Annotated in this window: 14 protein-coding genes; 5 read left to right on the forward strand and 9 right to left on the reverse strand. The window is 60.8% G+C overall.

Features of this window, described 5'->3' with window-relative positions; all coding sequences use genetic code 11:
* Nucleotides 1–322, forward strand: a 322-nt coding sequence (locus VEK15_04970; GenBank protein HXV60023.1) for a gfo/Idh/MocA family oxidoreductase, incomplete at its 5' end; no start/stop codon positions are given.
* A 1-nt stretch (nt 323) separates the two neighbouring features.
* A complete protein-coding gene (locus tag VEK15_04975) occupies nt 324–1,325 on the forward strand; it encodes a sugar phosphate isomerase/epimerase (GenBank protein ID HXV60024.1) in 1,002 nt (333 codons plus the stop codon).
* A gap of 6 nt (nt 1,326–1,331) precedes the next feature.
* Here VEK15_04975 and VEK15_04980 read toward each other — a convergent pair whose 3' ends face one another.
* Together VEK15_04980 and VEK15_04985 are read right to left on the reverse strand one after the other, a co-directional pair.
* Nucleotides 1,332–2,246 carry an alpha/beta hydrolase gene (locus VEK15_04980; protein HXV60025.1) on the reverse strand — a complete coding sequence of 305 codons (915 nt, stop codon included), beginning with the start codon at nt 2,244–2,246 and terminating at the stop codon, nt 1,332–1,334.
* Entirely contained in the window at nt 2,243–2,689 is a 447-nt protein-coding gene (locus tag VEK15_04985; protein ID HXV60026.1) for a DUF126 domain-containing protein, read from the reverse strand. Before VEK15_04985 ends, VEK15_04980 begins: the two co-directional genes overlap by 4 nt.
* Here VEK15_04985 and VEK15_04990 point away from each other — a divergent pair.
* Both VEK15_04990 and VEK15_04995 read left to right on the forward strand, forming a co-directional pair.
* A complete protein-coding gene (locus VEK15_04990; GenBank protein HXV60027.1) occupies nt 2,661–4,517 on the forward strand; it encodes a glycoside hydrolase family 172 protein in 1,857 nt (618 codons plus the stop codon). The two genes, VEK15_04985 and VEK15_04990, sit on opposite strands and share 29 nt — an antisense overlap.
* Complete coding sequence (locus VEK15_04995; GenBank protein HXV60028.1) at nt 4,514–5,437, forward strand: protein phosphatase 2C domain-containing protein; 924 nt, start codon at nt 4,514–4,516, stop codon at nt 5,435–5,437. The genes VEK15_04990 and VEK15_04995 overlap by 4 nt, the downstream gene beginning before the upstream one ends.
* A gap of 27 nt (nt 5,438–5,464) precedes the next feature.
* Here VEK15_04995 and VEK15_05000 read toward each other — a convergent pair whose 3' ends face one another.
* The 7 genes from VEK15_05000 to VEK15_05030 form a co-directional block, all read right to left on the reverse strand.
* On the reverse strand, nt 5,465–5,854 hold the full coding sequence (locus VEK15_05000) for a ferredoxin-thioredoxin reductase catalytic domain-containing protein (GenBank protein HXV60029.1): 390 nt from the start codon (nt 5,852–5,854) through the stop codon (nt 5,465–5,467).
* Between the two features lie 958 nt (nt 5,855–6,812).
* Nucleotides 6,813–7,166, reverse strand: coding sequence for a hypothetical protein (locus VEK15_05005; GenBank protein HXV60030.1), 354 nt, complete (start codon nt 7,164–7,166; stop codon nt 6,813–6,815).
* A gap of 213 nt (nt 7,167–7,379) precedes the next feature.
* Nucleotides 7,380–7,820 (reverse strand): Hsp20/alpha crystallin family protein, encoded by a 441-nt coding sequence (locus VEK15_05010; protein HXV60031.1) that lies wholly within the window; start codon nt 7,818–7,820, stop codon nt 7,380–7,382.
* Nucleotides 7,821–8,628: 808 nt separating this feature from the next.
* Nucleotides 8,629–9,063 carry a CBS domain-containing protein gene (locus VEK15_05015; GenBank protein ID HXV60032.1) on the reverse strand — a complete coding sequence of 145 codons (435 nt, stop codon included), beginning with the start codon at nt 9,061–9,063 and terminating at the stop codon, nt 8,629–8,631.
* A 236-nt stretch (nt 9,064–9,299) separates the two neighbouring features.
* A complete protein-coding gene (locus VEK15_05020) occupies nt 9,300–9,800 on the reverse strand; it encodes a hypothetical protein (protein ID HXV60033.1) in 501 nt (166 codons plus the stop codon).
* Nucleotides 9,801–9,839: 39 nt separating this feature from the next.
* Nucleotides 9,840–11,483: a chaperonin GroEL gene (gene groL / locus VEK15_05025; GenBank protein HXV60034.1), complete on the reverse strand. Its 1,644-nt coding sequence runs from the start codon at nt 11,481–11,483 to the stop codon at nt 9,840–9,842.
* A gap of 34 nt (nt 11,484–11,517) precedes the next feature.
* Nucleotides 11,518–11,805 (reverse strand): co-chaperone GroES, encoded by a 288-nt coding sequence (locus VEK15_05030; protein HXV60035.1) that lies wholly within the window; start codon nt 11,803–11,805, stop codon nt 11,518–11,520.
* A 775-nt stretch (nt 11,806–12,580) separates the two neighbouring features.
* On the opposite strand from VEK15_05030, the gene VEK15_05035 reads away from it, so the two are divergent.
* Nucleotides 12,581–12,967, forward strand: a 387-nt coding sequence (locus VEK15_05035) for a hypothetical protein (GenBank protein ID HXV60036.1), incomplete at its 3' end; no start/stop codon positions are given.

The raw sequence follows: 12,967 nt of genomic DNA on the forward strand, positions 1-12,967 counted from the left end.
AAGCCTCGCGTGGCGACAGGAAGAGCCCAACTCGCTGCTCCTGAAATGGCCTTATCGCCCGCGAGAGATCGTTCGCGCCGGCGTGAATTACAACGGGCTGAGCTCCGAGGCACTCCGGGCGACTCGGCTTCCAGCCGGACACCCCGAGGGGTACATCGAGGCGTTCGCCAACCTCTACCGGAGCTTCGCGTCGACACTTCGCGGGGAAGGGGAGCTCGATTGCCCCACGGTTCACGACGGCGCGCGGGGCATGGCCTTCATCGAGGCGGCGGTGGAAAGCTCGAGGGCGAACGGCAAGTGGACCCGAATCCAGGAGACGTGAAATGGCTAGACCGGTCACCATATTTACCGGGCAGTGGGCCGATCTTCCTTGCGAGGAGATGTGCCGGCTCACGCGCTCGCTCGGCTACGACGGTATCGAGCTGGCTTGCTGGGGCGATCACTTCGAGGTCGACCGGGCGGCTCGCGATGCGGAGTACGTCCGGCGAAAGCGCGAGCTGCTCGCACGGCACGAGCTCCAGGCTTACGCCATCTCGAACCATCTCGTCGGCCAGGCTGTCTGCGACCCGATCGATGAGCGGCACCGGAGCATCCTTCCCGACCACGTGTGGGGCGATGGCGATCCCGAAGGGGTCCGTCGGCGCGCCGCCGACGAGATGGTGCGGACGGGCGAGAGCGCCCAAGCCTTCGGCGTCGATACCGTCGTCGGTTTCACCGGAAGCTCCGTGTGGCATTTGCTCTACGCATTCCCCCCGACGCCTCAGAAGATGATCGACCGGGGCTACGAGGACTTCAAAAGCCGCTTCATGCCCATTCTCGATGCCTATCAGAAGTTAGGGGTCCGGTTCGCCCTCGAGGTCCATCCAACGGAGATCGCTTTCGACATCGTGACGGCCGAACGAGCGCTCCAGGCGGTGGGCCAGCACCCCGCTTTCGGCTTCAACTTCGACCCCAGCCATTTCGGATACCAGGGAGTGGACTACGTCGAGTTCCTGCATCGATTCGGCGACCGGATCTTCAACGTCCACATCAAGGACGTGGCCTGGAGAAAGACTCCGGGCGAGTCCGGTACGTTCGGTGGGCACCTCGACTTCGGCGATCGGCGCCGGCAATGGGACTTCCGCTCGCCCGGGCGGGGAGATATCGATTTCCAGGCGATCATCCGCGCCCTGAACGAAGTGGGCTACCGGGGCCCGCTTTCGGTGGAGTGGGAGGACAACGGCATGGATCGCGTTCACGGAGCCCGTGAGGCTTGCGAGTTCGTGAGGCGAATGGACTTCGTACCGCCCGCGAGTGGGAGCTTCGACGACGCCTTCGCGCGCTAGGCTAGGCTAGCGTTCGCGCGATAGCCACCACTTCATCGTCTCGCTGACCAGCTCGCTCGCGTCCTGCTGCACGAAGTGTCCCGCTCCGGGCACGGTGACGAGCGTGAGGTCTTTCTCGAGCCAATCCCAGGTGTTGTTCAGGGCGTCCGAAAGGAGATAGCGATCCTCGAGCCCGTGGAACATGAGCACTGGCATCTTCGCTTTGGGCAGGGGCGGCGGAGCGGGACCGCTCGCTCCTGGCTCCACTCTCGGGTAGTTCGCTTTATAGTAGTTGAGCATCGCGTCGAAATCCGAGCGGGCGAATGCTTCGACGTATCGCTTCCTCGCGGAAGGATCCCGGACCCACGCCGACATCGTCTCGGGCGTCATCGGCCCTCCGAAGAAAACGTCGGGGGCGGAGGCGTCCTTCTGTTGGAAGATGCGGGCGTACTCGCTGTTCCGATACTGGGTCTCGTTGTTCCGCAGCTCCCTGATGAGGCCATTGGGGTGGGGAAGGTTGAGGATCACGAGCCTTTCGACTCTCTCCGGTTGGAGGAGGGCGAACTGCCAAGCGATTATTCCACCCCAATCGTGCCCCACGACCGTGGCGGTCTCACGTCCCAGGTGCCCGATGACCGCGGCGATGTCGCCCACCAGAAGGGGCATCGCGTAGCTGGCAACGCCCTCGGGCTTGTCGCTCCGATTGTAACCGCGCAGGTCTACGGCGACGACCTTGAAGTCCGTCTCGAGCGCTGCCATCTGATCGCGCCAGGAGTACCAGAAGTCGGGAAAGCCGTGGAGCATCACGACGAGAGGACCCTCACCAAGGCTCGCATAGTGGATCTTGACCCCGCCGCTGTCGGCGAATCCGTGCTCGACGCGATCGTAAATGTCAGCGGTCATGGCCGACCCCACCACGAACAGCAATAGGTGCGAAATCATGCTTCCCCTGCATCTTCCAATCGTATCGTGCCGGATTCCTCGAGCGTAATGAGCTGCCCCGTCCGGAGCGAGGCAAAATCTTCGGCCGATACCGAGAAGATGGGAATGGGCTTCCCGTACATCTCGTCGGCGACGATGGAAGCGAGGGCGAAGAAAGCGTCGTCACCCCGGCTCACGATGGCCGCCGGGGCTTTTCCGGTTCGCACCGCCTCGAGGAGTATCGCCGTCGTCGTGCTCGAGCCCCGAGTAGATGGAAGGACCAGAACTCTTCCCGCCGCGTTCTCGCCGGACAGCGGATGGCGGCGGTCGACGATCTCACCGGTATTCGGATCGAGGCCCCCCCAGAGGCTCAGAGGCTCGGAGCTCACGAGTGCCTTTCCTCGAGCGCTGCCGGGAACCAGGGCTCGGGCGGCAATGGAACGGTGGTACGATTTCTCCGGCATGCTCTTGTTCCTATCGATGGTGATTCCCGCCGCCCAGGACCTCACACGCTATCCCAATCTGCAGCCCGACGTCCAGGCGCACTACCTGTCCAGCTTCGATCGTACCGGTGGCAACGACGACGGATTCGAGGGCACTTATTCGGCTCTGTACACCGATGAGGACGGCGAGCTCGTCATCTTCGACGTCGCCGGACCGGGAACGCTGTGGAACCTCTGGTTCACCAGTCGGGTCGACGGCCGAGGTCCGCTGGGAGCGGGGCGACTCAAGTTCTATTTCGACGACGAAGTCGAGCCGCGGGTCGATATGGATATCGACGAGTTCTTCAGCGGGCGCCACCCACCCTTCGTGCCGCCGTTCGTCTATCATGCCTTCCAGAGCACCGGCGGCTACGTGAGCACCATGCCCTTTCCGTTCCAGAAACGCTTGCGGATCACGACGGAACGAAAAGTCGGTTTCTACAACGCCTACTATCACACTTTCGCGCCCGACCGCGCCATCGAGAGCTGGACGGAAGCGGCTTCGGCGGCACCGACGCCGGAGATCGTGGGAGAGATCCACACGGGAACGATTGTGCTCGACGCTCCCGATATGCCCGACGGAGAGCCCGTGCCGAGCCGCAAGACGCTGCTCGAGCACGAGGGAAGCGGAGCGATCACGGCGCTGAGAATCGACCCACTGTTTCCTGTCTCCGCGTACTGGCTCAATCACGTCTGGCTCCGCATCTACTGGGACGGGGCGCGGGAGCCGGCGGTCGACGCCCCCCTCGGAAGCTTCTTCGGATCGGGTCTCGGCGAGGCGAGTGTGCGAGCGTTACCTCTCGGCATGAGCCCCTCGGGTCCGTATTATTGCCATCTGCCCATGCCGTTCTGGGACGGTTTCCGCATCGAGCTCGTCAGCGAGAACCCCGAGCGGACTCCCGCGATCTGGTGGGAAGTACGAGTCGACGGTGACGCGCCCTACGCGAGAGAATCGAGCGGCTATCTTCACGCTCGTTATCGGCGGGAGTGGCCCACGACGCTGGGAACGGATTATCGTCTCCTGGATACCGATGGGCGGGGCGTCTACGTCGGGCAAACGATGACGGTCGAGCCGTTGCGCTCCGAGGTCAAGCGCTGGTGGGAGGGCGATCTCCGGATTTACCTGGACGAGCGGCGCCAGCCGGCCTTTCATGGCACGGGGCACGAGGACGAGTACCTTGGCGGCTGGTCGAACGAGTGGTTGATGAACCCCTATTCTCTTCCGATGCACGGCGAGCCCAAGACAACCGAGCTCACCCAGGTCGATTTTCAGTGGAGCGCCGCGACGACGGTTTATCGATTCTTTCCCGGCGGCATTCCCTTCCAGAGAGGCATCTCCGTCTCCACCGAGCATGGGACGCGAAACTCGGTGGATGCGATGTACTCGAGCGTCGCCTATTATTACGCGCAGTCGGAGGCCATGGAGAAGATCGGAGAGATCGACGTGGACGGACCCATCGAGCTGACGTCGCAGTTCGAGGGCCGTGACGACGACGTCGACGTCACCGACCGGGGACGGGTCGTATCCGAACGCTCCCGTTTCACGTTCGACGTCCCCCCGGGGTTCGCACGGTTTCGTCTCCGACGTCTCTTCGATCAGAGCTCGCCGCAGGAAGCCGAGGTCTGGATTGGCGGCACGAAGGCGGGCGTCTGGTACACGGCCACGACGAACGAGCACAAGAGATGGGCCGAGGCGGACTACCTTCTGCCCGCGTCGCTGACGGCAGGCAAGGAGCGACTCGAGGTCGAGTTCCGGATGCTCCGCCCGGGCTGGAACGAATTTCGATACGAGCTTTGGGGGATACCATGAAAGACAAGAGCGAGCTGGATACCGCCGAGTTTCCCATACCGCGACTGGAGATCGAGGAGCCGAAACCACTCTCTTCGCGGGTGGAAGTCGATTTGGCCGCCCTCACCGATACGGGAAAGGTCAGGGAGCGGAACGAGGACCACTTTTACGTGGCCCGGGTCGGCCGGAGGATCGATACGATCCTCACCAACATTCCCTCCGGCGACGTCCCCGCACATTTCGACGAGACGGGCTACGTCATCATCGTGGCGGACGGTATGGGAGGGGCTCAGGGCGGAGAGGTCGCCAGCCGACTGGCCATTGCGACTCTGGTAAACATCATCATCCATGTGCCTGATTGGATCCTGAGACTCGACGAGGAGCACGCGCAGGAGGTCATGGAGCGCGCCGCCGGGTATTACCGCCGTGTCAACCTCGCGCTCCTCGAGAGGGCGCGAGTCGAACCGCGTCTTCGGGGCATGGGAACGACCATGACCGCGACCTACAGCATCGGTGACGATCTCTTCGTCGCGAACGTGGGCGACTCGAGAGCCTATATCTTCCGTGACGGGCGTCTGCAGCTTCTGACACGCGACCAGACCCAGGCCCAGATGCTCGCCGACGTCGGCGCGATCGGCCAGAGCGAAGTCGCCCGGCACCGTCTTCGCCACGTCCTGACCAACGCGCTCGGCGGAGCGGAGAAAGAGCTCCGCGTGGACGTTCAACGCTTGAAGCTTGCCGACGGCGATCGGCTTCTGGTTTGCACCGACGGTCTGACCGACATGATCTCCGATGAGGAAATTGGCGACCTAGTGAGAGATCAGAGCTCGGAGAGGGCCTGTCATGAGCTCGTCAATCGGGCGCTCGCCAGAGGGGGAAAGGACAACGTGACCGTGGTGGTGGCACGCTACTCGATTCCCGACGTCGAAGAGGACGATTGATCGATTGAGCGCCGCTCTAGCCTGCCCTCAGGAGGGTCGTTCCCTGCGTTCCTTCTCGCGTTCCGCCGCTTTGTTCCGAAGCGCCCGACCCTGGTTTGGCGTCGGATCGGAAACGATGCCGTAGATTCCTCTCCCCTCGTGGTCCTTGGGAAGATGCTCGGTGATCGGTTGGCCCGCGTCGTTAACGAACAAAAGACAGTGGCAATACTTGTAGATCTGCATGTCGTCGCAGGGACACATCCAGGTGCGGTGCTTCGCCTCTTCCTTCTTGTCGGGGTAGAAGCGGCATGGGCATAGGGGCCGGCCGAGCTCGTCCATGTGTCGCGCCAAACCGAGCACCACGGACTCCGTGACCTGCTCGTCGGGGTGAGTGGTCGTCCCCGATTTCTTGCAGTAGCTCTCGACGAGCTTTTCCATGCGTTCAATATTCTTCTGGCTCGGACGCGCCGCCATGATGTCCCTCTGAGAGCAAATTTGCCACGAATCTTGGCCGGTTGCCAATTCCCTCCTGCACCAACTGCAACTAAGGTTCTTCTACTCCTTATATCGCTGACGGAGCACTTGAAGAAGCTCCGACCTCGCTTTTCTGCTAATACCCGCCCATCCATCACCTCCCAGATTTTGGTGACACATCTGATGAGGCAACGAGTCCCGCTCGGTTGCAAGACCAGTGAGTCAACGCGGACAGGAAGAAAGGTTGACGCTGGACAGACGGCACCAGGAAGGATGCCGACCCGTGCAGTCCTGGCGACCCGTGCCACGGGGTGTAATACTTCATGGCGTTATAGGAGTTCCCAGACCGAGGAGTAGGCAGACCAGGAACCGAGTGGAGGAGCACGATGGGCGACAAGGGCGGCAGGAAAGATAAAGAAAAGGGCCAGAAGCAGGACGCCAGGAAGCGGAAGAAGGAGGCGAAGAAAAAGGAAGACAAGCAGCCAAAGAGGAAGCCTTGAAGGAAAACGAGAACAGAATGAGGGACCGGCGCGGACTCCCCAGCGGACTGTGGACCGACGGCTGAGCAAGGGGACCCAACCGGCTGCTGGTTCGGTGCTTCCACCATCAACTTGTTGTTTGGGCCACCAGAGGCAGTTCTTGGACTGGAGCGGTCGGCGGCCTGCGTAGCTCGGCACACGTCATCGCGTCGATTACCAACAAGGATAGGCGTGCGCGCGAATACCCATCGAGCGTGAGTCGGCGCGCGACGAGCCCGGCCAGCATCGCCGAAGTCCGAATCTCCTGACGGAACTTCAGAGCCCTATGCGGCCGAACGAAACCAGAATCCTCGATCGCATTTCCAGCGGTCTCGGCGCGGTCTAGATACGCGTTCGCCGGGATCTTGACGCTCGTATATGACTGTCAGAACTTGTGGTAAGCCTCAATCGCAGTCCCAACCGTTTCCGCGGGAATCCAAGAAGGCGTTCAGAGGTACGTCGGCGAGGGCACATGCATCGTCGACCTGCCAGTAGCCACGGTTGCACTCCCATCCGTGCCATCGGTCCCCGGGATAGTCCAGAAAAGTGGGAGGGACCTGTATGGCGACGCATGACTGATCGACTTTCTCGTAACCTCGATCACACTCCCAGCCGCCCCCGAAGCGCTTCGCGTGGGCATTCGTAGGCGGCTCGGACAGGTCGCCGACTGCCAAGGCGACCCCCGATGCGATCGCCAATGCGCCGAAGAAAAACAGAGACCGATATGAATCGGCCCACCGTGGTCGTCTTGTTTTCATGATTTTGATCCTCTTGTTCACCTTGTTCACCGAGTAGAAAACTGAGCAGTTGGCCCAGGTGCCTTCCCTTCCCAGATAAACTGAGTGAGCTCAGCCGATCTAAAGAGATCGCTCAATCAGGATAACCAGTGTTAGCAGAACCAGAAGCGCGAGGCGGTGAGCATTCATGCTTCACCGACTCGCGCGCACGCCGCTTGCAGATACTTGAAGGGCCTAGGTCCCAATACCTATCTTCAGTGCGCGGGCCTTCTTGACCTCGAGCTTCGGAAACGTGGTAGTGAGAATGCCGTCCTTATAGCTGGCCGTCGCCTTTTCGGCGTCGACCGTATCAGGAAGGCGCAAGCTTCGGTGGAATGTCCCCATTGTGCGCTCGCGCAAAAGGTATGTACCTTCCTTGCTTTCAGGCTCTCCGTTCGTGTGGCCCTTGATCGTGAGAATATCGTCGTCGATAGCCACCTCGATGTCTTCCCGATTCACACCCGGAAGAGAGGCATGGATCACGATATTGGCGCCTTCCTCCACGACGTCGAGCGGGATTGACCAGCGCTCCATACCAGCAGCAGTTTCTGGTGTGGGTCCGGCGCCACCCCAGAGCCGATTCGCCGCTTCCTGCATTTGCCGAAGTTCCGCTAATGGATACCATCGCTGTAACATCTTGTGCCTTGCCTTCCTTGACTGAATGACGAGTAGATAATTTACTCATCTCATCTGCACGGAGTTTACTATACTTAACTCAGTAAGTCAAGTATCATTAAGTCTCAATAAATAATTTAACTCTTTACAGTTAAGGACAACCTTTGGACGCTGTCCCCCTAAACAACCGCGACTTCATCCCGAACTTCGGCGAGCGATCATCGACAGGATGATCCGATCAGCACTGCGTTCGTGGAATCGACGATCCAATCAGGTCGTCAGCAAGCGCTTCGTCAAGCAGCAGCAGATGTGGTGGACTCACAAGAGTCCGGCGGAGGTCGTGGGGCCCGATGCTGACCCGATCTTTTGGCCGCAGTCCGGGACCATCTGGAAAGATGGCGGGGGGGCATCGTCCCGAGCGCTTGGCGCCACACGTCGACGGCCGCCTTGGCCCAGCCGGGCATGGGCACTGTACGGAGCCGCCCGTGCTTGCCGTTCATCACCAGGTCCCCGCATTTTTCGGTGTCCGCATTCCCTTGGTGGACGACGGCGCCACAGACCCACGGGTGGTGTTGGGAAAGCGAAAGCGGCTCGAATCCTCGAATGCGACCTTCCGCCAGCTCGTGGGTTCGTCGTTCACCGGCTCGGCCACGTGCTCGGGAAGCGCTGTTTGGTCGCCGGGAAGCCGGACGGGTGAATTCTTCGGCTCGAGCCGTGCGGTGAAATGAATCGGAGCGGGGGAGCGGGGTGAGGCCGGCTCGGTGGCGTCGGCTCTGGGAGCCGGGTCCGGTCCGGTAGGGATCGCCCCCGGCGGACGGCTCGCCTTCCCTCATCCGCCAATACCATCTGCAGCATGATAGGCGCTCAGGGACTCGAGTTCCGCAGTCAGGTCGATCCTCTGCTCTCGGAAGATATCCCGCAGCGTTACCATGCCTTTGATTGCCCCGTGCTCGTCGACGATCGGCAACTGCGGTACCCCATGCTCCGCCATCACGCTGACGGCGTCGGCGATCGTGGCGTTGGCCGCGACCGTAATCGCAGGGGAAGTCATCACCTCGCCCACTGTGGTCACTTCCGGGTCACGCCCGCCAAGGACGACACGAAAGGCCAGATCTCGTTGGGTGAATGCACCCAGAAGCACCCCCTTTTCAACCACGAAGAGCGTGTCAACGCCCCCCTCTTTCATGAGCCGGACGGCGCGAAGCACCGATGTCGAGGGTTCGGCCGTTACTGCAGATACTCCGGCCTTCCTAAGAATGCTCATTCCAATCTCCTATTCCTCTGCGCGCAATTCGCTGGGGTGCGAACTTCACAGGACGGGTCCCACGGTGAAAAACACGCAGGCAAGCCTAAGCAACGATATCATCAAAGCCGTTCGAGACCGGGTTACTCGCCAGAGCTGTCAAAAATTCGTCGCTGACAGCGGCGCACGGCGGAACATCTCCACATGACATTGAGTTCTCGCGCATCGAGGCCGGCGGGCGGTGCTGCTCTTGTTGTTCACTGTCGCAGCTCCCGTTCTATTTCTCGGACCGCAGTATGGGCGAAGTCCGTGTCTCTCACGGTCACATCGACGACTCGCTGAGCTCCCCGGGGTAGGGGCTCGCCCCGATTCTGCCAGTATCCGATCTCCCTCTCGATGGCGCGTTTCAACGCCGCGCGATAGTCGTGCCAATCGAGCTTTCTCCCACTCACCATCTCTACCTTGGAGCACGTGGCGCCGAACAGAGTAGCGAGGAAGACATGTCCACTTTCACCGAGCCCTCTTGGCTGGACGCGGTACACCCCAAGAGTCCGTTGGTCGACGAGGCGAACGAGCTCCAGTTCTTTCAGAACGAGCTCGCCGGTCTGGAGCGCGGGAAACGGCTCTGCCACGAGGATCGGGGCCGTTCGTTCGGGGGACGCCGGCTTGGCGACCGACTCTGCACTCCCGCCTTCGTTCTCCCACCTCTCGCGAGCCGCCGTGCACACGGGCTCGTTCTCGGGGCTTGCCGAGCGCATGGATGTTTGGGTAAGCGCTCGTCTCATCGTTGACTCCGGCTAGTGGTAGTCTTCCATCCCGGACAAGCCGCCACGAGGAGTGCTCTTTGGCTCCTCCTCGGCCACTCGCTCGGACACCATCGCCTCCGTCGTCAGCATGAGCCCGGCGATGGATGCTGCGTTTTGAAGCGCGCAGCGTACGACTTTCGTGGGGTCGATGACACCCGCCTTCACCAGGTCCCCGTACTTTTCAGTGTCTGCGTTGAAGCCGTGGTCGCCGGTGAGCTCTCTCACTTTCGCCACCACGGTGGAGCCCGCATGACCAGCGTTTTGCGCGATCCATCGGAGGGGCTCCTCGATGGCCCGGGCCACGATCCCGACTCCCGCGCGTTCATCGTCCGTAAGCGTGCTGTCCCTGCGAAGAAGTGCGGTCAGAGATTCCCCGGCGCGCAGAAGGGCCACACCGCCACCAGCAACGATGCCTTCTTCGGCCGCCGCCTTGGTGGCATGCATCGCGTCCTCCACCCTCGCTTTTTTTTCTTTCATCTCCGTCTCGGTGGCCGCGCCGACTTTAATGAGGGCGACGCCGCCAATGAGCTTCGCGAGACGCTCTTGGAGCTTCTCCCGATCGTAGTCGGAGGTCGTCTCTTCGATCTGGTTTCGGATCTGCTTGACGCGACCCTCGATATCGGATTTCTTTCCGGCGCCCTCGATGAGCGTCGTGTTGTCTCTCGTAACGATGACTCTCTTGGCCCGGCCGAGCTGTTTGAGCTCGACATTTTCCAGCTTGATGCCGAGATCTTCGAAGATGGCGGTTCCGCCCGTCAATACGGCGATGTCCTCCATCATGGCCTTGCGCCGGTCCCCGTAGCCGGGGGCTTTTACCGCCGCCGCTTTCAGGGTGCCGCGAAGCTTGTTCACGACCAGCGTGGACAGAGCCTCCCCGTCCACGTCTTCGGAGACCACGAGGAGCGGTATTCCCGACTGGGCAACCTTCTCCAGAAGGGGCAGCAGGTCGCTAACGCTCGAGATCTTCTTTTCGTGCACCAGAACATAGCAGTCCTCGAGCACGACCTCCATGCGTTCGGGGTCGTTGACGAAGTAAGGAGAGAGGTACCCGCGGTCGAACTGAGTGCCCTCGACGAGCTCCAGAGTGGTCTCGAGTGTCTTTGCCTCTTCGACCTGGATGACACCATCCTTACCGACTTTCGCCATGGCTTCGGCAATGATGCCGCCGATCGAGGCGTCTCCGTTTGCGGAGATCGTGCCGACCTGCGCAATCATGCTCCCCTTGACCGGTTTCGAGAGCTTCGCGAGCCCCGCCACGATCGACTCGACACCGCGTTCCATCCCGCGTTTCAACTCCATCGGGTGGGCGCCCGCGGCAACGCTCTTCAAGCCTTGACGAAACAAAGCGTGAGCCAACACCGTCGCGGTCGTCGTTCCATCTCCTGCGACATCGGAGGTCTTCGAGGCCACCTCCTTCGCCATCTGGGCACCGAGGTTCTCCATGGAGTTTTCGAGATCGACTTCCTTGGCAACCGTCACGCCGTCTTTGGTGACGACCGGCGAGCCAAATTTCTTGTCGATCACGACGTTGCGGCCCTTCGGACCCAGCGTCACGCGGACGGCACCCGTGAGCATGTCGATGCCCCGCAGCATTGCTTGCCGAGCCTCGGTATCGTAGCTGACGTGCTTACTCACTTTTGTCTCTTCTTTCTAAACGAACTGCGTTTGCTTACCCGACGATGCCAAGGACATCATCCTCTCGAAGGACGAGATAATCGACGCCGTCGAGCTCGAATTCCGAGCCAGCGTATTTGCCGATGAGGACTCTGGCGCCCTTTTCGACCTCGGGCGGCAGGCGCTCGCCATTGTCGAGAATGCGTCCCGATCCCACGGCCACGACCTTCGCGGTCATGGGTTTGTCTTTGGCGGTGTCGGGAATGACCAATCCTCCGGCTCTTTTCTCGGTTTCCTCGATCCGGAGGGCAACGATATGATCGCTCAAAGGTCGGATGTTCACGGTTCAGCTCGGATCCCGACCGTGGGAGCGGCCTCGGATGAGGTGGCTCTCGCATCAGGTGGTACTTGCCCACCGGTAGCGTTGCGAACGCTCTCGGCAAATAGTTTCTGGAATCGGCGTCTCCGCTCGACCCAACCTTCAGGTTTACGACTCTGCTGGTTCCATCGTTTCATGATTACGACCTCCCTGGTTACGGCCAAAGGCGCCCTAAGTGAAAAGAATGAGGCAACTTCACCTGGATACCCGGCCTCGTTATAAACCATTATAAGTTAAGTTATAACGGATATCAAGATCGGTACTTGACTTCTTTGGGTTAATTAACGATAGTGATTACTGAGATGGCCAGTAAATCCAGAGTTGAGTTCGATCGCACAACGGCAGTTGCCGTGACGCTGGACGTCAGTAGCTTCGCAACGCTCCACGGAAGGCATCTTCGCGAGCCGACGCGGTTCCGTTTTGCGGCGCGATAGATGAGATGAAGAGGATCAAAACCATGAGAACAAAACAACCCCGTTGGGCCGATTCCTATCAGTCTCTGTTGTTCTTTTGCGTGCTGACGATCGCACCTGGGATCGCGTTCGCGCAAGAAAGCTCGTCGGCACAGCCTGCGAACGCTCATGCGAAGCTTTACGGGAGCGGTTGGGAGTGCGATTGGGGGTATGAGAAAGTCGGTTCTTCTTGTGTCGCCATCCAGGTGCCTGCGCATGCCTTTCTGAGCTCATTCGGAGACGGATGGCAGTGTGAGCGCGGATACCGCGAGATTGAGGAAAGATGTGTGGCGATCGAAGTGCCACCGAATGCATTCCTGAATTCTTCCGGGCACGACTGGGAGTGCACCCGCGGTTACCAGGAAGTCGAGCAGTCATGCGTCGCCATTCAGGTCCCCGCCAATGCTTTTTTGGATTATTCCGGGGACCGATGGGAGTGCAAGAGAGGCTACCGAAAGGTCAATGCCGCTTGTGTCCCCGTCGACGTGCCTATGAACGCCTTCCTGGATGCGCGTGGAAGCGGTTGGGACTGTGATCGAGGCTACCAGAAGTTCGGTGAGTCCTGCCGAAGCGTCCGCGTCCCGGCGAACGCGTACCTGGATCGCGCCGGCGACCGCTGGAATTGCGACCGGGGATTCCGGCGGTTCGGTGAGACCTGTGTGCTCGTCGAGATA

Source organism: Vicinamibacteria bacterium, from assembly GCA_035620555.1.
Classification (GTDB): Bacteria; Acidobacteriota; Vicinamibacteria; order Marinacidobacterales; family SMYC01; genus DASPGQ01.